Annotated in this window: 18 protein-coding genes; 11 read left to right on the top strand and 7 right to left on the bottom strand. The window is 63.2% G+C overall.

The window, feature by feature from the left end; genetic code table 11:
• Positions 1-6: 6 nt before the first annotated feature.
• Positions 7-1,017, bottom strand: coding sequence for a hypothetical protein (locus FHS49_RS13870; protein ID WP_184019526.1), 1,011 nt, complete (start codon positions 1,015-1,017; stop codon positions 7-9).
• Between the two features lie 192 nt (positions 1,018-1,209).
• Between FHS49_RS13870 and FHS49_RS13865 the strand changes: the two genes are divergently transcribed.
• Positions 1,210-1,971, top strand: coding sequence for an SDR family NAD(P)-dependent oxidoreductase (locus FHS49_RS13865; protein WP_184019524.1), 762 nt, complete (start codon positions 1,210-1,212; stop codon positions 1,969-1,971).
• Positions 1,972-1,986: 15 nt separating this feature from the next.
• Entirely contained in the window at positions 1,987-3,150 is a 1,164-nt protein-coding gene (locus FHS49_RS13860) for an acetyl-CoA C-acetyltransferase (protein WP_184019522.1), read from the top strand.
• A gap of 13 nt (positions 3,151-3,163) precedes the next feature.
• Here the strand turns inward: FHS49_RS13860 and FHS49_RS13855 are convergent, their stop codons facing one another.
• Together FHS49_RS13855 and FHS49_RS13850 are read right to left on the bottom strand one after the other, a co-directional pair.
• Positions 3,164-4,033, bottom strand: a complete 870-nt coding sequence (locus tag FHS49_RS13855) for an alpha/beta fold hydrolase (RefSeq protein ID WP_184019520.1) — start codon at positions 4,031-4,033, stop codon at positions 3,164-3,166.
• A 1-nt stretch (position 4,034) separates the two neighbouring features.
• The gene (locus FHS49_RS13850; RefSeq protein WP_184019518.1) at positions 4,035-4,880 is read right to left on the bottom strand and encodes an SDR family NAD(P)-dependent oxidoreductase; all 846 of its coding nucleotides are present in this window, start codon (positions 4,878-4,880) and stop codon (positions 4,035-4,037) included.
• Between the two features lie 229 nt (positions 4,881-5,109).
• Between FHS49_RS13850 and FHS49_RS13845 the strand changes: the two genes are divergently transcribed.
• From FHS49_RS13845 to FHS49_RS13825, 5 genes are all read left to right on the top strand, one after another.
• The gene (locus FHS49_RS13845) at positions 5,110-6,939 is read left to right on the top strand and encodes a flavin-containing monooxygenase (protein ID WP_184019516.1); all 1,830 of its coding nucleotides are present in this window, start codon (positions 5,110-5,112) and stop codon (positions 6,937-6,939) included.
• 153 nt (positions 6,940-7,092) lie between these two features.
• Entirely contained in the window at positions 7,093-8,466 is a 1,374-nt protein-coding gene (locus tag FHS49_RS13840; protein ID WP_184019514.1) for an aromatic ring-hydroxylating oxygenase subunit alpha, read from the top strand.
• The gene (locus FHS49_RS13835) at positions 8,463-10,250 is read left to right on the top strand and encodes a thiamine pyrophosphate-binding protein (RefSeq protein WP_184019512.1); all 1,788 of its coding nucleotides are present in this window, start codon (positions 8,463-8,465) and stop codon (positions 10,248-10,250) included. Before FHS49_RS13840 ends, FHS49_RS13835 begins: the two co-directional genes overlap by 4 nt.
• 87 nt (positions 10,251-10,337) lie before the next feature.
• Complete coding sequence (locus FHS49_RS13830; protein WP_184019510.1) at positions 10,338-11,753, top strand: aldehyde dehydrogenase family protein; 1,416 nt, start codon at positions 10,338-10,340, stop codon at positions 11,751-11,753.
• A complete protein-coding gene (locus tag FHS49_RS13825) occupies positions 11,750-13,351 on the top strand; it encodes an NHL repeat-containing protein (RefSeq protein ID WP_221240505.1) in 1,602 nt (533 codons plus the stop codon). The genes FHS49_RS13830 and FHS49_RS13825 overlap by 4 nt, the downstream gene beginning before the upstream one ends.
• A gap of 9 nt (positions 13,352-13,360) precedes the next feature.
• On the opposite strand, the gene FHS49_RS13820 is transcribed toward FHS49_RS13825, so the two are convergent.
• Positions 13,361-14,179, bottom strand: coding sequence for an IclR family transcriptional regulator (locus FHS49_RS13820; protein WP_184019508.1), 819 nt, complete (start codon positions 14,177-14,179; stop codon positions 13,361-13,363).
• A gap of 140 nt (positions 14,180-14,319) precedes the next feature.
• On the opposite strand from FHS49_RS13820, the gene FHS49_RS13815 reads away from it, so the two are divergent.
• Together FHS49_RS13815 and FHS49_RS13810 are read left to right on the top strand one after the other, a co-directional pair.
• Positions 14,320-15,885 carry an acetate--CoA ligase gene (locus tag FHS49_RS13815; protein ID WP_184019506.1) on the top strand — a complete coding sequence of 522 codons (1,566 nt, stop codon included), beginning with the start codon at positions 14,320-14,322 and terminating at the stop codon, positions 15,883-15,885.
• A gap of 17 nt (positions 15,886-15,902) precedes the next feature.
• Complete coding sequence (locus FHS49_RS13810) at positions 15,903-17,057, top strand: FAS1-like dehydratase domain-containing protein (RefSeq protein WP_184019504.1); 1,155 nt, start codon at positions 15,903-15,905, stop codon at positions 17,055-17,057.
• 46 nt (positions 17,058-17,103) lie between these two features.
• On the opposite strand, the gene FHS49_RS13805 is transcribed toward FHS49_RS13810, so the two are convergent.
• Positions 17,104-17,943, bottom strand: coding sequence for a sugar phosphate isomerase/epimerase family protein (locus FHS49_RS13805; protein ID WP_184019502.1), 840 nt, complete (start codon positions 17,941-17,943; stop codon positions 17,104-17,106).
• Positions 17,944-18,024: 81 nt separating this feature from the next.
• Between FHS49_RS13805 and FHS49_RS13800 the strand changes: the two genes are divergently transcribed.
• Positions 18,025-19,269: a CaiB/BaiF CoA transferase family protein gene (locus FHS49_RS13800; RefSeq protein WP_246350715.1), complete on the top strand. Its 1,245-nt coding sequence runs from the start codon at positions 18,025-18,027 to the stop codon at positions 19,267-19,269.
• A gap of 125 nt (positions 19,270-19,394) precedes the next feature.
• The gene (locus FHS49_RS13795) at positions 19,395-20,312 is read left to right on the top strand and encodes an SDR family NAD(P)-dependent oxidoreductase (RefSeq protein WP_184019500.1); all 918 of its coding nucleotides are present in this window, start codon (positions 19,395-19,397) and stop codon (positions 20,310-20,312) included.
• A gap of 22 nt (positions 20,313-20,334) precedes the next feature.
• On the opposite strand, the gene FHS49_RS13790 is transcribed toward FHS49_RS13795, so the two are convergent.
• Positions 20,335-20,739, bottom strand: a complete 405-nt coding sequence (locus FHS49_RS13790) for a nuclear transport factor 2 family protein (RefSeq protein ID WP_184019498.1) — start codon at positions 20,737-20,739, stop codon at positions 20,335-20,337.
• Positions 20,740-20,803: 64 nt separating this feature from the next.
• The gene (locus tag FHS49_RS13785; RefSeq protein ID WP_184019857.1) at positions 20,804-21,547 is read right to left on the bottom strand and encodes a 3'(2'),5'-bisphosphate nucleotidase CysQ; all 744 of its coding nucleotides are present in this window, start codon (positions 21,545-21,547) and stop codon (positions 20,804-20,806) included.

Genomic DNA, 21,547 nt, shown 5'->3' with positions numbered 1-21,547 from the left:
GCCGGATCAGGTGGCGGTCAGATCTTTCAGCGCATCCTTGTCCGGCTTCTGGCCCAGCGTGCGCAACCGCCAGATGATCACGGACAGCACGCCGATCGCGCTCAGGATCGCCAGCAGCATCGTGCGTATGCCGCCCATGCTTTTGGTGATGCCGGATACATTTTTATCCAGCCCTTCAAACGCGCCCGCTTCCACATCGACATTGATCATGCGGCTGTCGATGGCATCCAGCGGCTTGCCATTCTCCGCGGTAAAGCTCTCGATCTTGACGCCGAGTTTCAACTTGCCGCCGTGCTTGGGGGAAACCGTCCAATCCCATGAAAGCATCCGCGCCGCGCCGCGCTCGCGGCATTGGCGCGCAGGGCCGGACAGATCGAATTGGGTGGCCAGAAGCTCGGCGCACACCCAGGCACCCAGCCTGACATCCACGGCCTTGACCTGCCCGGCATCCGTGGCGGCGTCGATCACCGCGGCCCGGACTTCATCGCTGCCCACCACCAGCTTGACGGGATATTGCTCGCCCGCCTTCATGGCGCGCGGCGGATCGAACGCCGCGACACCCGATTGCATCGCGGCGTGCAACGCCATGTAAGTGTCGCACTCCGTCTGGCTGGCCATGGCCCCGAGCGCAGGGCAGAGGATCGGTGCAGCCGCGGGCGATGCGGCCGATGCCGCCGATACGGCCGGGGCGGGTGAAGCGCGTTCCGGAGTCGCGACGGTCTGGGAGGCAGGCTTGCCGCCTGCCCGGCTTCTTGCCCATTCCGCCTCCATCGCCGCGCGGGCTGCGGCTGCCTCACGGTCGCGCGCCGACGTCTGCGCTTGTTGGGCGGCGCGCTGTTGCGCTTCATAGGCTGCAGCCGCGGCCTCAGATGCAGAATCGTTGTCCCGAGGCGGCGGCGGCGGCAGGTCCATGGGTGCGCGCTTGTAATAGGCGCAGCCAGCGACCGCGACCAGACAGGCCAGCAGCATGAAGCGTTTCAAAAAGAGCTTGAAGCCGCGCAGTTTACGTCCCCCCACACATCGCAAACGACGCCGACATTCATATAGGCATCGGACAAAGTGGCTGTCAAAAGCGTTTGCGCGCAGGGGGATGCGGCAAGATGCCCGATCAATTGACACCGCCCGCCTGCTGCCATATTCTACTGAACAGTAGGAATTGTTCCAAAAGGTAATTCCTCGCGCATTTCAATCCAAGAGGGAAAGAGCCGGATGGATATCAAAGCTGTGGCCGCAATCGTATCGGGCGGGGCATCGGGCCTGGGCAATGCCACCGCCAAGAAGCTGGCGGCGCAGGGTGCCAAAGTTGCGATCTTCGATCTGAACGAAGAGATCGGCACCCAGGCCGCAGCCGAAATCGGCGGCGCTTTCTTCAAGGTGAATGTGGCCGACGAAGCCAGCGTGCGCGATGGCATCGCGGCGGCGGAAGGGGTGCATGGCGTGGCGCGCGTGCTGGTCAATTGTGCGGGCGTGGCGCCGGCCATCCGCATCGTGAACAAGGAAGGCGTGGCGCATTCGCTGGACGCGTATCGCAAGACGATCGAGGTCAATCTGATCGGCACGTTCAACATGATCTCCCAATTCGCCGCGCGCGTGATCGCAGCGAAGATCGAGGGCGAGGAAGCCGGGATCGTGATCAACACCGCGTCGGTCGCCGCTTATGACGGCCAGGTGGGGCAGGCGGCTTATGCCTCGTCCAAGGGTGGCGTGGTCGGGCTGACGCTTCCCGCCGCGCGCGATCTGGCGCAGCACCGCATCCGCGTGATGACGATCGCGCCGGGCATTTTCCTGACCCCGATGCTGATGGGCCTGCCCCAGGCCGCGCAGGATTCGCTCGGCACGCAGGTGCCGCACCCCAGCCGTCTGGGCAGACCGGAGGAATACGCGCAACTCGTCGATTCGATCATCGCCAATCCCATGCTGAACGGCGAAGTGATCCGCCTCGATGGCGCGATCCGCATGGCGCCCCGCTAAAAGGAGACTGAGACAATGGCCGAAGCCTATATCGTTGAATCGCTGCGTACCGCGGGCGGTCGTGCCCGCAAGGGCGGGCTGATCGGCGTCCACCCCGCGGATCTGGGCGCGAATATTCTCAACGCTTTGGTCGAGCGTAGCGGGATCGATCCCGCCGCGATCGAGGATGTGATCGTGGGCTGCGTCAGCCAGGCGGGCGAGCAGGGCTTCGCCTTCGGTCGCAATCTCGTGCTGGCGTCCAAACTGCCGGAGAGCGTTCCCGCGGTGACGATCGACCGTCAGTGCGGCTCATCGCAACAGGCGATCCAGTTTGCGGCGCAGGCGGTGATGTCGGGCACGCAGGATATCGTGATCGCGGCGGGCGCAGAGAGCATGACGCGGGTGCCGATGGGATCGAACATCATGCTTCACGCGCAGGCCGGGATCGGCGAGGGTCCATGGCCCAAGAGCATCCGGGACCGTTATGGCGTGACCGAGTTCAGCCAGTTTCGCGGTGCGCAGATGATTGCGGACAAATATGGCTTCAGCCGTGAGGCGATGGACGCCTTTGCGCTGGAGAGCCACGCCAAGGCCGCGGCGGCGATGGACGCCGGCGCATTCAAGGCGGAGATCGTGCCGGTCGAGACCGTGGATGGTGTGTTCGACATGGATGACGGCGTGCGTCGCGGTGGCACGATGGAAGCCATGGCGAGCGTCAAGACGCTGGAGGAGGGCGGCACGATCACCGCCGCCAACGCCAGCCAGATGACCGATGGAGCAGCGGGTGCGCTGATCGTGAGCGAGGCGGCGCTGAAGCGTTTCAACCTGACCCCGATGGCGCGGATCGTGAACATGACGGTGACCGGCGGCGATCCCGTCGTGATGCTCGAAGAGCCGATCGCGGCGACGCGCAAGGCGCTGCTGCGCGCGGGCATGACGCTGAACGATATCGATCTGTTCGAGGTCAACGAAGCCTTTGCCTCGGTGCCGATGGCCTGGTTGCAGGCGCTGGAGGCCGATCCGGCCAAGCTCAATGTGAATGGCGGTGCGATCGCGCTGGGTCATCCGCTCGGCGCCAGCGGCGCGAAGCTGATGTCCACCCTGCTCCATGCGCTGAAAGCACGCGGCAAGCGCTATGGTCTGCAGACGATGTGCGAAGGCGGCGGGCTTTCCAACGTGACGATCGTGGAACTGCTCTAACCGAATAGGGCGGTCATCCTTGAGGGATGGCCGCCGTGTCCGCCTGCTTTTCGATAAAGGCGAAGACGGCGTCGTTGAACGCGTCATTGGCGTCGCCCGCCACCATATGGTCCGCACTGCCGATATGCACATAATCGGCATGAGGCACCATTTCGAGAAATTCTCGCGCGCCTTCCTCGGTCAAAATCCGGCTTTTGCCGCCACGGATCAGAAGCGTCGGCAGCGTCAGTGCGCGGGCGGCGACCTCCAGCCTGTTCGGCCCCTCGATCGGCTGCGCCGTATCCTGGCCCATCGTCATGAACGCCGGATCCCAATGCCAATAATAGCGGCCATCGTCTCGCAGACGCAGATTACGGGCGAGGCCGCTGGTGTCCTTGGGGCGGGTCCGGTGCGGCAAATAGGTGGACACGGCGTCCGCGGCTTCGTCGAGCGAGGCGAAGCCCGCCGTGCCCCCGCTCATGAAATCGATCACTTCGCGCGTGCCCTGCACCTCGACCCGCGCGGTGATATCCACCAGCACCAGAGCGCGCAGCGCGTCGGGATCCGACGCGGCGACGAGCATCCCCGCCAGCCCGCCCAGCGATGCGCCGACCACGATCGGCGGCGTGCCGATGGCCGACGCCAGCGCGCGCAGATCGTCAGCGAAGGTCAGCAGATCATAATGGCCATCGGGCGACCAGCCGCTGTCGCCATGGCCGCGCATATCGACGGAAATGCCACGATAGCCGCGCCGCGCCGCTTCGGCGAGCGCCTTGGTCCAACTCTGGCGGGTCTGGCCGCTGCCATGCAGGAACAGCACGGGCGCGCCATCGGCGGGGCCGGCCGCATCCGCGACCAGATCCACCCCCGAGGCACGAAAGGTCAGGCGTTCGATCACAGCCATGTCAACGCTGGATGGCCATGCGGAAATCCTCATTTTTGAGGAAGAGCGAGGTATTGTCCGCGCCCAGATGCGTCCATTTGAGATTGAGGCCGCCATCCGCCAGGATGGTCTGCCCGGTGATGTAGCTCGACAGGTCTGACAGCAGAAAGGTGATCGCGCCGGCCTGCTCATCGGGATCCGCGCGCCGGCCCATGGCGATGGCGGCGCGGTCACGCTCGATATCATCGTCGATATAAGCGCCCGAACCCGGCGTGATCGTGGTGCCGGGCGCGATGGTGTTCACGCGGATGTTGTCGAGCGCAAGCTCGGTCGCGAGCGTGCGCGTCACAGCCACGATGGCCGATTTGGCGGCCCCATAGGCGATATGAAAGGGCGCTGAGTTCATCCCGCTGATCGAGGAAACGCCGACGATCGACCCCGGCAGATGGCGTGATCGCAATTCCTTGGCAACCGCCTGGCTCATGAAGAACATCGTCTCCAGATTCTGCTCGAACAGGCCACGCCAGTCTGCACGGGTGACGCGTTCGGCGCGCATCCAGGTCTCCGCGCCCGCGCCGCCCGCGACATTGGCGAGGCCATAAAGCGTTCCCTTGGCGGCGAGCGCGGCCTCCATGACCGCGGCGATGCCGTCATCGGTGGAAACGTCGGCCTGGACGGGGATGATGGGATTCCCGTGCGCCACCAAGGGGGCGATATTCTTTTCCATCTTTTCGCGGGATCGGCCCGCGGCGATCACAGTGGCCCCGGCTCGCACCAGCATCCGTGTCAGCGCCGTGCCGATGCCGCCGCCCGACGCCCCGGTCACGATGACGATCCGGCCGTCCAGATCGATCAGTTGTTCTGCCATCTGCATCCTCGAATCCGGTTATCTTCGGTGCCCATTCTGCCCTGCTACCCGACCGCAGCGATGTGCAAACCGCCCGCACCAAAACATCGCTCCAGCGCTAAGAGGGCGCGGCTGTTGTGAACTTGTGCGGCGGCCACCACCATGCACGGTGAAGAGTCAGTTTTCGCGGTTGTAAATCAACACCGGTGTTGATTATCAGATCGCAAGCACGGAAGTGATTGGAGTGGAGATGAACTGCAAGCCGACGCGGACGCCAGCGCCCGATGCGTTCGACATTCCCGCTTTGCGGGAGAAATATCGGGAAGAGCGCGACAAGCGTCTGCGCGCCGATGGCGAGGGGCAATATCAGCCATCGACCAGCGATGTGACCCACAGCTATGATCTCGATCCGCACATGCCTGTGGTGCCGCGCGATCCGATCGTGGAGGATCTGGACGTGGTCGTGCTGGGCGCCGGTTTTGCAGGGATCCTTTCGGCTTATCATCTCACCAACGCGGGGGTCACCAATTTTCGCAACATCGACCATGCCGGCGATTTCGGCGGCGTCTGGTATTGGAACCGCTATCCCGGAATCCAATGTGACAATGACGCCTATTGCTATCTTCCGCTGCTGGAAGAAACCGGCTTCATGCCGTCGAAGAAATTCTCCGACGGCGCGGAAATCCAGGGTTATTGCAAGCAGATCGCGCAGACCTTCGGCTTTCACGACAAGGCGCTGTTCCATACGCTGATCACCTCCCTCAAATGGGACGAGACCATCCAGCGCTGGCGCGTGGGGACCAGCCGTGGCGACGAATTCCGCGCGCGCTTCGTGATCATGGGCTGCGGCGTGCTCAACATGCCCAAGCTGCCCGAAGTGGCCGGCATCGGTGATTTCAAGGGCAAGATCTTTCACACCGCGCGCTGGGATTATGACTATACCGGCGGCACCTATCAAAATCCCGTGCTCGACAAACTTGCGGACAAGCGCGTGGCGATCATGGGCACGGGGGCGACGGCGATTCAGGCGGTGCCGTTCATCGCGCGCCACGCCAAGCAGCTTTACGTGATCCAGCGCACGCCATCGACCGTGGACGAGCGCCCCAATCCGCCGACCGATCCCGATTGGGCCAAATCGCTGAAAGCCGGCTGGCAGGAAGAGCGCAAGGCGAATTTCCACCGGGCGGCGATGGAATTCTTCGCGCCCGGCGAACCGGATATGATCTGCGACATCTGGACGGAAATCGCTCGCAATCTGGCGGCAGAGCTGGAGGCCGAAGGCTGGCCCCAGCTATCGCCCGAAGAGTTCATGGCGCGCCGGGAAGTGGTCGATTATCAGGTGATGGAGCGGCTGCGTGGCCGCGTCGACAGCATGGTGGAGGACAAGGCGACGGCGGAGGCGCTCAAGCCCTGGTATCGCTTCCTGTGCAAGCGGCCGCTGTCCAGCAACGAGTTTTACACGGTCTTCAACCAGCCCAATGTCGAATTGCTGGACGTGTCCGCCACCAAGGGACTGGAGCGGATGACGGAAAAGGGGTTCGTTGCGAACGGCCAGGAATATGAAGTCGATTGCATGATGTTCGCCAGCGGTTTCGAGGTGACCAGCGATCTCAAGCGGCGTTGGGGCATTGATGTGGTCGAGGGCCGGAATGGCGAATCCATCTACGATCATTGGGCCAATGGCCCCAAGACGCTGCATGGCACGATGACGCACGGTTTCCCGAACCAGTTCTTCATCGGCTATATCCAGGGCGGGCTGAATGCGAGCGTAACCGAGCAATTCGGCCAACAGGGCTATCACATCGCCCATATCATCAGCGAAACGCTCAAGCGGGGCGATACGGTGGTGGAGACGACGCAGGAAGCGCAGGACGCTTATGTGAAGCATTTTGAGGAGGTCGAGTTCGACATGTCTCAATTCCAGCGCGAATGCACGCCGAGCTATTTCACCAATGAAGGCCAGGTGAAGGCACCCTGGGCGCTCTTCCGCAGCTATGGTCCGGGCTGGGGCGCGTTCCAGACGCTGCTGCAGGACTGGCGCGCCAAGGGCGATCTGGAGGGCATGACGCTCTCGTCCTGATCGCGGGGGGGATACTCGCGTGCGCTGGTCCGTCTTTTGTTTTCGGCGTGCGGCCAGTTGCGATAGGAAGACGCAAATTGGCCGCACCCAGTGTAGCGCTAGGGATTCGTGGCGCCGCATCAACTGGACAGAATCGCGTCCCGGGAGAATGTCATGAACAAGCAGATCAGCATCGACGTCGACGCGCTTTCAAAGCCGCTCACCTATTCGACCGAAGCCTTTCTCTCGCGGGATTATGCCGAGGCGGAAAAGGAAAAGCTGTGGCCCAAGGTGTGGCAGTTGGTCGAGCGGGTCGATGATTTCAAGGAAATCGGCGATTTCGTCACCTACAATATCGCCGATGATTCGATCATCGTCATCAAGACCGGCGAGACCAGCTTCAACGCCTTCCACAATGTCTGCCCGCATCGCGGCCGTCAGCTCGTCAACGCGCCGAACACGGTCCATAGCGTGCGCGGCAACCGCCGTAATTTCGTTTGCGGCTTCCATGGCTGGACCTTCGACCACGACGGCAACAACACCTACATTCTGGACAAGGAAGACTGGCAAGGCGCGCTGACGCCGGAGCACACCTGTCTGAGCAAGGTGAAGGTCGAAAGCTGGGGCGGCTGGGTCTGGATCAATATGGCTCCGGATGCCGCGCCGCTGATGGATTTCCTCGGTCGGGCGGGAGAAGTGCTGTCTTATTTCCAGCTCGACAAGATGCAGTATAAATGGCGCCAATGGGCGGTCTATCCCTGCAATTGGAAGACGGCGATCGAGGCGTTCATGGAGCCTTATCATGTGGCGGGCACGCACACGCAGTTGCTCGCTTATGGCGATTATTACGCCTATAGCGCCGCGCACGACTGGCATGGCGTAAGCGGGTTCGACCAAAAGGGTCTCGACGCCAAGATGAGCCAGGGCGGCTCCGTCACGCGCGTGGGCAAAGGCACGGATGCGCGCGTTTCCACCTATGAACTGGCGCGCGAGAATTTCGAGACGCTGAACTATACCGGCTCCACCGAAACCTTGGTGAATGCTGCCAAACGTCTGGTCGATGAGCTGCCCGAGGGCACGCCAGCGGCCGAGGTCATCGCGCATATGATGAAATCGGCGAAGGCCGACGATGCGGCGCGGGGCGTCATCTGGCCCGAAATTCCGCCTGAGATCATGACCGAGGCGGGCCTGGCGTGGAGCCTGTTTCCGAACCTGACCATCCTGCAGGGTGTGACCTTTGCGCTTTGCTATCGCACCCGTCCCTATGGCGACGATCCGGATAAGTGCATCTTCGAAGCCTATGCGATGGAGCGCTATCCCGAAGGCGAAGCGCCGCAGACCGAATGGACCGAGTGCGCGCCGACCGCCGAGAAATGGGGTTCGGTGCTGGCGCAGGATTTCGACAATATGGAATGGGTGCAGCGGGGCATGAAGTCGCGCGGTTTCCGCGGCACGCTGCCCAATCCGCATCAGGAACGCAAGATCACCAATTTTCACCGCAACCTAGCCATGTTCATGGGAACGGGCGAACCGAGGTTACTCAAATGAGCTATGACGATCCCAAGCCGGCCACGGCGACTTCAGACCTCAAGCTGAAGGCCGGCGGCACGCCGGTCTACAAGCGCATACTGGATCTGTTCGAAGCCGAAGGCATCAAGACGCTGTTCGGTATTCCCGATCCCAATTTCGTGCATCTGTGCCTGGAAGCGGAGTCGCGCGGCTGGACCGTGGTGTCACCGCATCATGAAGCGGCGGCCGGTTTCATGGCCGAAGCCGCTTCGCGCATCACCGGCAAGCCCGCTTTGTGCTTCGGCACGCTGGGGCCGGGCCTCGCCAACATGATGCCAGCGATCCAATGCTGCAAGGTGGAGAATTCGCCGGTCATCTTCCTCGGCGGGCAGCGCGCGCGCGTCACCGAGCGGCGGGTGCGCCGCGGACGTATCCAGTTCGTGCGGCAGGAGCCGATGATCGAGGCGTCGGTCAAATATTCGGGCGCGATCGAATATGCCGATCAGACCGACGAAGTGATCCGCGAAGCGATCCGGATCGCGATGTCCGGAACGCCCGGGCCGACCTATGTCGAATATCCAAGCCATGTCATCCTCGAAGAGCTGGACGTGCCCGAGGTGCTTCCGCCGCACCGCTATCGCCTGACCAATCAGGGTGCCGATGGCGACCGGATCGCCGAAGCGGCGAAGCTGATCCTGGCGGCCAAGAATCCGATCCTGCTGGTCGGCCATGCGGTGCACACCACCAAATCGGGTGCGGCGGTGAAGGAACTCGCTGAACTGATGAACTGCCCCGTGATCCAGACATCGGGCGGCACCAGCTATATCAAGGGCATTGAGGACCGCACGTTCCAATATGTGTTTTCCGACGCGTCGATCGAGGCGGTGGAAGCCTCGGATTGCGTGGTCGCGCTCGCCACCGAATTGGGCGAGCCCGTGCATTTCGGTCGCTGGCGTCATTGGCACGCCGGCGAGGCGGATCGCAAATGGATCTATGTACAGCAGGATGCCACCGCGATCGGCGTAAACCGCCCGATCGACGTGCCGCTGGTCGGCGATGTCCGCGCGGTGGTGCCGCAGCTCAGCCGTGCGCTGGGCAAGGGACGTGCGGCTGGACCCGATCTGGCCAAATATATGAAGGATGGTCAGGCCGAACTGGATGAGCTGGCCGCCGAAACGCTGACCCGCAGCGATGGCACCGGCGACGTGCCGATCCATACCTCGCGCTTCATCGTGGAGGCGACCAAGGCCTTTCCGAAGGACGGCATCATGATCCGTGACGGCGGCGCATCGGTGATCTACGGCTGGACCTATAACCAGTGCAAACCCAATGATGTGATCTGGAACCAGAATTACGGTCATATCGGCACCGGCCTGCCCTATGCCACCGGCGCGATGCTCGCCGATATCGCGGAGACGGGCGTCACGCGTCCGGGGATGCTGGTGACATCGGATTCGTCCTTCCTGTTCCACATCGCCGAGCTGGAAGTGGCGGTGCGTCGCAATCTGCCGCTGGTCTGCGTCGTCGCGGTCGATTTCCAATGGGGACTCGAAGTGGGCGTATACAAGCGCACCTTCGGCCTTGGCACCGCCGAAACCGGCACGCATTGGAGCGACAAGGTGCGCTTCGACAAGATCGCCGAAGGCCTGGGCGCCTATGGCCAGATCGTGAAGACCGCCGAAGAGATCGGCCCGGCCATTGCGCGCGCTTATGCGCATGGCGGCCCGGCCGTGATCCATGTGCCGATCGATCCCAAGGCCAATTCGGAAGAAATGCCGAAGTACGACAAGTTCCGCACCTGGTATGCCGAAGGCACGCAGTAAATTACACAATCGCGCCGCGCGCCACAGGGCGTGCGGCGCGGACGATTTCAGACAGAGGCATGAAGCCCGTTGATCGCAGGAGATGATATGCGCGAATATCTGAAATTCTACATCGACGGCCAATGGGTCGATCCGGTCTCGCCCAAGACGGCGGAGGTGATCAATCCGGCAACCGAAGCGGTATCGGGCACCATCTCGCTCGGTTCCGCGGCGGATGTGGACAAGGCGGTCGCCGCGGCGCGCAAGGCATTTTCAAGCTGGTCCCAGACGACGCGCGCGCAGCGGCTCGATCTGCTCGGCGCGATCCAGGCGGAATATGCCAAACGGCAGACCGAGCTGGGCGATGCGATCATGGAGGAAATGGGCGCGCCATCTTCGCTGGCGCACGGTTTTCATGTCGGCCTGGGTGCCGGGCACCTCCAGACCGCGATCGAGGTGCTGAAGGATTTCCAATTTGACGAAGCGCGCGGCGCGACACTGATCGCCAAGGAGCCGATCGGCGTGTGCGGACTGATCACGCCCTGGAACTGGCCGATGAACCAGACCTGCGTGAAGATCTTCCCGGCGCTGGCCACGGGCAATACGATGATCCTGAAGCCGCCGCAATTGGCCCCCTATTCCGCGCACATTCTGGCTGAAATTCTCGATGCCGCTGGTGTGCCTGCGGGGGTGTTCAACATGATCCAGGGCAGCGGCAGCGTGATCGGCACCGCGCTCTCGACGCATGAGGATGTCGATATGATTTCCTTCACCGGATCGGAGCCCGTGGGCGTTCAGATCCAGAAGGACGCTGCGACGACCATCAAGCGGGTCGGCCTTGAACTGGGCGGCAAGAGCGCCTTCATCGTGCTCGATGATCCTGCGCTGGCGGATAGCGTGGCGGGTGCCACCGGCGGCATGATGGGCAATTCCGGGCAGACCTGCAGCGCGGGTTCGCGTCTGCTCGTGCCCCATGCGCGGATGGACGAGGCGATTGCGGCTGCGAAGGCGGCGGCAGACGCGGTGACGGTCGGCGATCCCAAGGGCAATGCCGCGATGGGGCCGGTCGTGTCCAAGGCGCAATATAATGTCATCCAGGACTATATCCAGAAAGGTCTGGATGAGGGCGCGACGCTGATTGCCGGTGGTCTGGGTCGGCCCGATGGGCTGGACAAGGGCTGGTTCGTCAAGCCCACCGTGTTCGTCGGGACCAATGATATGGTGATCGCGCGCGAGGAGATTTTCGGGCCGGTGCTGGTGATCATCGGCTATGACGATGTGGACCATGCCGTCGAGATCGCCAATGATACCAATTTCGGGCTGGCGGGCTATGTGAACGGCCAGGATTTGGATCAGGTGCGCGCGGTCGCGCGGCGGATGCGGACGGGCTGGATCAGCATGAATGGCGGGTTCGATTTTCATGCGCCCTTCGGCGGCTACAAGCGCAGCGGCAATGGGCGGGAATGGGGCGATTACGGCTTCCATGAATATCTGGAGATCAAATCGCTGCTTGGCTACGCATGACCATAAGTGGACAGCAGGGGCGTTATGCCGGCAGCGCGGCGCAGCTTGCCGAAGGCTGGACGCTTGAACGGCTGACTCCACCCAGCCGGCTCTATGGCGCGAACGGATTGGCGACAGGCGCTGACGGGCGGGTCTATGTGGCGCAGGTCGGCGGCAGCCAGGTGAGCGCGATCGACGTGGACAGCGGCGTGATCGAGACGATCAGCGCGATGGGCGGCGATATCGTGGCGCCGGACGATCTGGTGTTCGACGAAGCGGGCAATCTCTATCTGACCGAAATCACCGAGGGCCGGGTGTGTATGCGGACGCCAAATGGCCAGGTGCGCGTGATCCAGGGCGACATGCCCGTCGCCAATCCGATCACCTGGCATCAGGGCCGGCTGATCGCGGGCGAATGCCGGATCGGCGCGCGGATCATGGAATTGGACCGCGATGGCGGTGCGCCGCGGGTGATCGCCGAGAATATTCCGATGGCCAACGCCTTTCAGGTGGGGCCGGATGGCAAACTCTATTTCCCGGTGATGGGGACCAACGAGATCTGGCGCGTGGATCTGGCGGGTGGCGCGCCCGAAGTGGTGGCGGGCGATCTGGGCGTGCCCGATTCAGTGAAGTTCGACAGCAAGGGCCGGATCGTCACCACACAGGTGGCGAGCGGGCAGGTGCTGCGGCTCGATCTGGTGAGCGGCACGCGCGAAGTGCTGGCCGATCTCGGTCCCGGTCTGGACAATGTGACCTTCATCGGAGACCGGATCTTCGTTTCCAGCATTCCCGGCGAGATCACCGAGATTCTGGGCGACGGCAAGGTGCGTCCGATCGTGCCGCGGTCGCTGCAATGGCCGCTCGGGCTGGCCGTGGGCGCGGATGGGGCGCTGTTCGTGGCGGATGGCGCGTTCGGCTATACGCTGCAGCCCGGCGGGGTGCTCGTGCTGGCGGGGATGATCTTCTACCCCGGCTGCCCCGGCTATTTGCGGGGCGTGGTGGCAGGCGCTGAGCCTGGCGAATGGATCGTCACGACGGGAACGGGCGGCGTTGCGCGCTATCGCCCGGCCGAGGCGACAAGCGAATTTCTGGCCAATGGCTATGATCAGTTGATGGGCGTGGCCGTGGCACCGGGCGGCGCCATTGTATTCGCCGAATATGGAGCGGGCCGTGTGTTGTCTGCGGACAAGGGCGCGGTTGAAGAACTGGCGAACGGCCTTGATAAGCCGATGGGGGTCGCGGTCGCTTCCGATGGCACCGTCTATGTGGCGGAAGCCGGAGCGGGGCGCGTGGTGAAGCTGGCGGGCGGCAAGGTCGAGCCTGTGCTCGAAGGTCTGGGCCGGCCGGAGGGACTGGCGCTATCGGGCGGAAGGCTGGTGACGGTGGACACGGCTGCGAAGGCGCTGATCGCGTGCGATCTGTCCGGCGGCGCGCGCGAGACGTTGGCGAGCAGCCTGCCAGTGGGCGCGCCTGCGGGCGTTATCCCCAAATTCCTGGGGCCGATCGGCGACATGGCCGGGCCGATGATCAATTTCAGCGGCGTCGCCGCGGGCGCGGATGGGACATTCTATGTGTCTGGCGATGCGGAAGGCAGCGTGCTCGCGATCCGCGCGCGCTGATTTTTGCCGTCAGGCGGGGCTTCGTTCCCCGCCCATCTGCAGCGAGAGCGTCTGCGCGCCGGCGACGAGCGCTTCAGACAGCGCGTTCAGGCCGCCACGCTTCAGCGCACCGCCGATGCCGATCGCGACCAGCGCATGGATCGGCCGGCCCGGTGCTTTCCAGACGGGGGCGGCGATGACGGTGACGCCGGCGATATACTGCCCTTCATCGACGGCGAACCCCTGCACACGCGCCTGGCTCACCTGATCCTGCCATTCGGAAAAACTGGGTGGTTCATCCCAGCGCAGCGCGCGGAAACGGGTTTCAAGTTCGGCCTCGGGATAATCGCCAAAAGCGGCAATGCACCGCCCGGTGGCACTGATCAGCGCAGGAAAGCGGCTGCCGACCTGGGTGCTGAGCTGCAGATTGCGGCCGGATTGGGAAATGGCGACCACGATCATGTGATCCAGCCCGACGAGTTGCACGCCGAGCATGGTCGCGCCGAAGGTCTGGGTGAGCCGGTCGAGCACCGGCTGGGCGAGATCGCTGAACTGATCGCGCCGCAGCCATTGCCGCGCGAGCGTGAGGACGCCGGCCTGTAGCGAATAGCGCTTGGTATCCGGATCGAAGGCGATCAGCTCTTCCTCCGTCAGCGCGCGCAGAACGTAAAGGCAGGTGCTGGGCACAAGCCCCAATTCGCGCGCGATGGCCTGGACCCCCAACGGCGTGTCACTCTTGCCCAACAGCCGCAGGATCGCGGCTGCGCGCGAAATGGCCGGTGCCTTGCTGTCCTTCACCGCCTTTGCCACGGCGCGGATGTCGGATCGTGGCGATGGTGAAATGGACATGTAATCGCTCCCGCGGAATCCGATATTGTTCGATATATCGAACATCATTCTATATTTACAACAAAATTATTTGGACTAAACCGAAGCCGAGTTTGGCGAGGGCTTTGATTCTGCGTTCGCCATATTGAATGGATAGACTGATGGCGAAGCTGACCGACTATACGCGCTATGCCGATGCACAGGCCCATGCCAGCGGGGACGCGCTGTGGGCGCTGTTCGACGGGGATCGCGACGCGCTCAATATCGCGAACGAATGTATCACGCGCCATGCCGATGGTTCGGGCCGCGCCGCCGTGCGCATCGCCCATGCCGATGGTCGCGACGAAATCCTGAGCTTCGATCAGATTGCGGCGGGCGCTGCGCAATTCGCGCATTGGCTCGATGCCAATGACGTGCAGCCGAGCGATCGTATCGCCTTCATGCTGGAGCCTTCGCTGCCTTTCTATGTCTGCCTGTTCGGCGCGATGCAGACGGGCGCGATTTCGGTGCCTTTGTTCACGCTGTTCGGCCCGGATGCGCTGCGGCTGCGGGTGGACGATTGCAAGCCCAAGATTTTGATCACCAATGCGGAAAAGGCCGAGCTGGCCCGGCAGATCGACGGCGTTCGCGTGGTCGTCGCGGACGATGGCCTGCTTGACGAGATCATGAAATATCCCGCCACCTATGCGCCCAAGACCAAGGCGAGCGACATGGCGGTGTTCCAATATACCTCGGGCACGACACGCGAATTGCCCGAGGCGGTGAAGCATACGCACCGCACGCTGGTGACGCTGATGTTCGCCGCGCTTTATGGGACGGGTATAAGGCCTGGCGACGCATTCTTCTGTCCCTCGTCACCCGCCTGGGGCCATGGCTTGTGGCATGGCACGCTGGCACCGCTGGCGATGGGCGTGACCACGGGCACGTTTGCCGGACGCTTCGATGCGACGCGGCTGATGAAGGCGCTGCAGGATCACAAGATCACCAACATGTCGGCGGCCGCCACGCATTATCGGATGATGAAGAATAGCGGGACGGCAGGCGATTTCGGCTTTGCGATCCAGAAGCTCTCCTACACCGGTGAACCGATCGATCCGGCAACGCTCGACTTCATCGAAGAGACCTTCCACGTTCCGGCGTGCAGCATGTATGGCACCACCGAGATCGGTGTCGTGCTGGTCAATTTTCCGGGTGCCGACGATTATGCGGTGAAGCCCGGTTCGCTGGGCAAGGCCGTGCCGGGGCAAAAGCTGGAGGTGCAGGATGCCGAAGGCCATCCCTGCGCGCCCGGCGTGATCGGCGAGCTGATGCTGTGGCGGCGCGAGCGCTGGGAAACCACCAAGGATCTCGCGAAGATCGACGAGGATGGCTATTTCTATCACTGCGGCCGCGCCGATGATGTGATCATTTCGGCCGGCTGGACGATGAGCGCGGTCGAGATCGAGAATACGATGCTCAAGCACGCCGATGTGAAGGAATGCGCGGTGATCGGTGCGCCGGATTCGACGCGCGGGCTGGTGGTGAAGGCGTTCGTCGTCACCGACCGGGCGGCGAGCGATGAATTCATCAAGGAATTGCAGACCTTCACACGCGAAAAGCTGGCGCAGCACGAATTTCCGCGTCTCGTCGAATTTGTCGAGGAACTGCCCAAGACGCCCGCGGGCAAGGTTCACCGCAAGATCCTGCGCGACCGTGAAGCTGCGAAAGCGGCTGAACTCACACACTGAATTATAGGAGAAGACCAATGGCCACAGCAGTAGCAGAAAAGACGGGGAATCGCTTCCCCAAGATTACCGAAGAGGGTCTGGACGACCTGCGCAAGCGCATCGGCGTCAAGATCGAAAACACGGTCGAGCCCTGGAATTACGAAGCGACCCGCGATGCGATCCGTCATTATGCGCACGGCATTGGCGACGACAATCCCTTGTGGAACGATCCCGAATATGCCGAGAAGACCAAATATGGTTCGCTTGTCGCGTTGCCGAGCTTTCTCTTCACCACCAGCCGTATCATCTCCGGCTATTGCGGCGGCCTTTCGGGCGTCCACGCAATGTGGGCGGGTGCTGACTGGACCTGGCACAAGCCGGTTCTGCGCAACGATACGATCCGCACGGAAGCGTATCTGAAGGATCTGGTCGAGCATCAGACCAAGTTTGCCGGGCGCAGCTTCCAGCAGATCTATCATGTCGATTTCTTCAACCAGAGCGGCGACAAGGTGGCCGAGGGCGATAGCTGGGTATTCCGCACCGATCGCGACGAAGCGCGCGAGCGTGGCACGAAATATACCGAAGCCCGTGGCCGCGTTGAGCAATATACCGAGGAAGAGCTGGCCGAATTCACCCGCCTGTATCAGGAAGAGGAAATTCGCGGGAGCACGCCGCGTTATTGGGAAGATGTGAAGGAGGGCGAAGCCCTGCCGCGGATGATGAAGGGGCCGATGACGGTCACCGGCTTCATCTGCTACGCGCAGGGCTGGGGCGGGCTTTACATCCGCGCCAACAAGCTGGCCAACCAGATGCAGCAGGCGCATCCGGGCCTGGGCATCCGCAACCGCTTCAACGTGCCCGATTGCCCCGAGCGGGTTCATTGGGACGAGGCGTTCGCGCTCGAAGTCGGCGCGCCGGGCGCTTATGATTACGGTCCCGAGCGTTGCTCATGGCTGACCCATCACGTCACCAACTGGATCGGTGACGATGGCTTCCTGACCAAGAGCAAGTGCCAGATCCGCCGGCACAATCCCGATGGCGATGCGATGTACATCGACGGCACGGTGGTTCGCAAATTCGAGGAAAACGGCAAGAAGTTCGTCGAAATCCGCCAGGAAGCGACGACTCACCGCGGCGAAATGTCGGCTTTCGGCACGTCGATCGCCGAATTGCCGAGCCGCGCCGGACAATAAGCAAGGGGTGGGGACATCACGTCGGCCATGGCCGGTGAGATGTCCCCTAACCGACCACACCGCTACCGCCGGCGAGCAGAAGCTGCGCAGCTTCGATCGCCGGCTGGAGACGATCTCGCGGTCCGACACCCGCCCTGGCTTGCGAGAGCATCGGGATTTCAAGCCCCACCGTCACATTGCGGGGCAATGCCTCCAGCGCTGGCGCCAATGGCAATTCACCCTGGCCGGGGATCAGCCGTTCATGCAGCGATTCCTCGGCATAGGTGAGTTCGTCATTCACCAACGGAATGTCACAAAGCTGGATATGCGATACCAGCGCCGGATCGAGCGCGGCCAATTGGGCGACGGTCTCACCGCTTCTGAAAACGTGCATCATATCGATGACGATCCCGGCATCGGGCCGGGCGACATGCGCCAGCGTGGCAAGCGCATCGGCCAATGTGCCCAACGCGCGTCCGGGGAGAAACTCGATCGCGCTGCTTATCCCCCGCTCGGCGGCCAGATGCACGAGCGCCGCAACCTCATCCATCGCCCGTTCGCCTTCGGAATCGAGGCTGACGATGCTGATCCGGCCGATGCCGAGGCTGGCCATGATATCGAGATCCGCGGCGAAGGACGCGGCGGGGCGCGATGGCATGAGAAAGCAACCCTCCGCCAGCGCGACGGCCACATCGTGATCCGCGAGCGCCGACATGGTGTCGCGGCGCAATTGCGGATCCGTCCGCAGGGACCAGGCGGGATAATCGTGCGGATTGGCGGTCATCGGTGCGAGGCCGAGCGTGATCCGGCTGCAGCCAAGGCTGCGCACCATTGCGATGAAAGCCACAGGCGGCATCCCGAGGACACTCAGGAAATCGATGCCGATTTGATCCGACGTTCCGCTCATCAGTTTCGATCCTCCCACCGGCCAACGGTCCGAAATTTCCACAGCCCGGCCTGTTTCTCGTCTATCAGCTTGAGGTAATCCATGGCACCGAATACACCGCCGGTCGATATGAGCGATACGCCGCCCAAAGCCGATTGGATCGGACCTCTCCAGGGCATTCGCGTGCTCGATTTCACCCGCGTGCTGGCTGGCCCGGCCGCGTCGCTGGCGCTCGCCGATCTGGGCGCGGAGATCATCAAGGTCGAGCCGCCGGGCACGGGCGATGAAACGCGGACGTTTCCGCCGTTTCGCGATGGCGAGAGCCATTATTTCCTGGGCAACAACCGCGGCAAGAAAAGCATCGTCATCGATCTCAAGACCGAGGCCGGTGTCGCGCTTGCCCGCGATCTCGTGGAAAAATGCGATATCCTGATCGAGAATTACCGTCCGGGGGTGATGGATCGCCTCGGGCTCGGATATGAAGCGCTGTCCGCGATCAATCCGCGGCTGATCTATTGCGCGATTTCCGGCTTTGGCATGACCGGCCCGCTGCGCGATCGGCCCTCGTTCGATATCGTGGCGCAGGCGCTGTCCGGCGCGCTCAGCGTTAATGGCGAACCCGGCCATCTGCCCACCAAGCTGGGCATTCCGCTGGGCGATCTGGTCGGCGGGATCAACGGCCCGATCGGCATCCTGGCAGCCCTGCACGAACGCCATAGCACCGGACGCGGGCGGCTGATCGACGTCAGCCTGCTCGATGGGCTGATCGGCCTGCTCGGCTATATCGCGCAACTGGCCTTCTTCACCGGAGAAAATCCCAAGCCGCAGGGGTCGCAGCACCCCAATCTCGTGCCCTATGGTGCCTTTCCGGCCAGCGACGGCGCGATCATCATCGCCTGCCTCACGAACAGTTTCTGGGCGCGCATTTGCGATGCGCTGGGTTTCCCCGAAGCCGGCAGCGATGATCGCTTCGATACGCTGGAGAAGCGGCGCGATGCGCGCGACACCGTAAACGCGATGATTTCGGCGCAGACGCAGACGAAGACCGTCGACGCGCTGGTTGAATTGTTCACACAATTCCAGGTGCCCCATGCGCCGATCCTCGGGGTGAAGGAGGCGCTGGCGCAACCGCAGGCGGTGGCGCGCGATATGGTCGTCGAAACCGAGCACAAGACGCTTGGCAAGATTCCCATCGTCAGCCGTTCGATCAAATTCCCCGGCAATGATCAGCCAGTGCCGGCCGCGCCGCCCGTGCTCGGCGAGCATACCGATGCGATTCTCGCCGATGTTCTCGGGCTGACCGACGCCCAGATCGAAGCGCTTCGGAGCGCCCAAGTCGTCGCCTGAGCGATAAGTGGGCCGCCGGCATTTGGCATCCGGTGCGCCCGGGCTAGAGCGAGGGCACTTAGGCAGATGAAGGTGCGAAAGCGGACGCATCGGTCGAACGCCGGACAAGATGAGAGGACCAGGTGATGACTGCACTGAGATTTGATGATCGGGTGGCGGTGATCACGGGTGCGGGGCGTGGGCTGGGCCGCGCCTATGCGCTGCTGCTGGCGGCGCGCGGCGCGAAGGTGGTCGTCAATGATCCGGGCGTCACCATGCAGGGCGACGGGGTGGATGCCGGGCCAGCCCAGGCGGTGGTCGATGAAATCATCGCCGCCGGCGGGCAGGCGGTCGCCTCCACCGATTCGGTCGCCACGCCGGAAGGCGGCAAGGCGATGATCGATGCGGCGCTCGATCATTTCGGCCGTATCGACATTTTGATTCACAATGCGGGCATCGTCCGCCGCGGTTCCCTCAGCGAATTGAGCTATGCCGATTTCGAGACCGTGCTCGACGTGCATCTGCGCGGGGCATTTCATGTGGTCCGTCCGGCTTTCCCGGTGATGTGCGAAGCGGGCTATGGTCGCATCATCCTGACCGGATCGATCAACGGCCTGTATGGCAATGCCAATGTGGTGAATTACAGCGTTGCCAAGGCGGGCATGATCGGCCTGTCCAACGTGGCGGCGCTGGAAGGCGCGGCGCATGGCGTGAAAAGCAACATCATCCTGCCCGGCGCGGTGACGCGCATGGCCGAAGGGCTGGACACCAGCGCCTATCCGCCGATGGATCCGGAACTGGTCGCCCCCGCGGTCGGCTGGATGGCGCATGAAAGCTGCTCGATCACGGGTGAAATGCTGATCGCCATGGCCGGACGCGTGGCGCGCGCTTATGCGGCGGAGACGCGCGGCGTCTATCGCCCGGATTGGACGATCGAGCAGATGGGCGCGGCGATCGAGGCCATACGCGACACCGATCAATCGCTGATCTTCCCGCCCGTGCCTTCGGGCCATCTCGATCATCTGCGCTATTGTTTCGAAATGGCCAGCAAGGGCGGCGCGTAAATCCGCGCAACGGGGTTGCAGGTCAGCCCGGCGGCGGGGCCATGGCCGCCTGAAGCAGCGGGGCGAGCGTATCGCGGACGGGCGCAGGATCGAAATGCTCGGCCACCGAAGCAATCCGCCCGTCGCGGAGGCGCAGCATGAAGAGGTAGCGGTTTTCGAAAGGCACGCCGTTCACCAGCGTGCCGTGCGATCGGACTTCCGCCGCCAGCCGGTCCGCTTCGGCGGTCAGCGAATCCACCGTGAACGTCAGGCCGCTTTCGAAGATCGTACCCAGCATCGCGACGCCGCGCTGATAGCGGGATTTTTCGGCATGGCCTGACGAGGTGGTCCAGGCGGTCATGTCGTCGGTCAGCAAAGCATCGGGCAGATCGCCGGCGGAGAGCGCGGCGAAGAAGCGGCGGGCCAGTTCATGCGCGTGATTTGTCATCGCAATTTCTCCGAAAAGCGGTCCTTAGCAGGGTCGACATGGGATGGAAAAGCGTGCGTGCGGGTCAGGCGGCTGGCGCGCGCGTCTCCCAGACGATCGTCAGCACGCGCTCCGCCCATTCGGGGCGGCAGATCAGCAGATCCGGCATATAGCTGTCAGGCTGATTGTAGACCAGTGGCCTGCCATCGACGCGGCTGACATGCAGACCGTGCGCTGCGGCGACCGCCACCGGCGCGCAACTGTCCCACTCATATTGGCCGCCGGTGTGGAGATAGATTTCCGCTTCGCCGCGCACGATCGCCATGGCCTTCGCGCCGGCTGACCCCATGGGCAGAAGCTCGGCACCGATCGCCTGCGCGACATCGACCGCTTCCTTGGCCGGGCGTGTGCGGCTGACCACCATGCGCGGGATCGCGGCTGCGGCCGGCAGCGGCGTGGGTCGATCGCTGCGCAGCACCAGATCGAGGCCGGGCAAGGCAACCGCGCCGGTCTGCGCCACCCCATCGATAGCCAGCGCGACGTGCACCGCCCAATCGGTGCGCGCTTCGCCATATTCCCGCGTGCCATCCACCGGATCGATGATCCACACGCGCTGATGATCGAGCCGCGTGCCGTCGCATTGCATCTCTTCGCTCAGCAATCCGTCGTCAGGCCGCTGTTCGCGCAGCGCATGGACGAGGAACTGGTTGGCGGTCTGGTCCCCCGCCTTGCCCAGCGCCTTGGCGGAGAATATCCCGCTGTCGCGCACATGGAGCAGGATGCGCCCGGCGACATGCGCCAGATGCGCGGCGAGATCGGCGTCGGTCAT

The sequence above is a fragment of the Sphingobium boeckii genome (genome assembly GCF_014199215.1).
Classification (GTDB): domain Bacteria; phylum Pseudomonadota; class Alphaproteobacteria; order Sphingomonadales; family Sphingomonadaceae; genus Sphingobium_A; species Sphingobium_A boeckii.
This window is presented reverse-complemented; position numbering and strand designations above follow the sequence as displayed.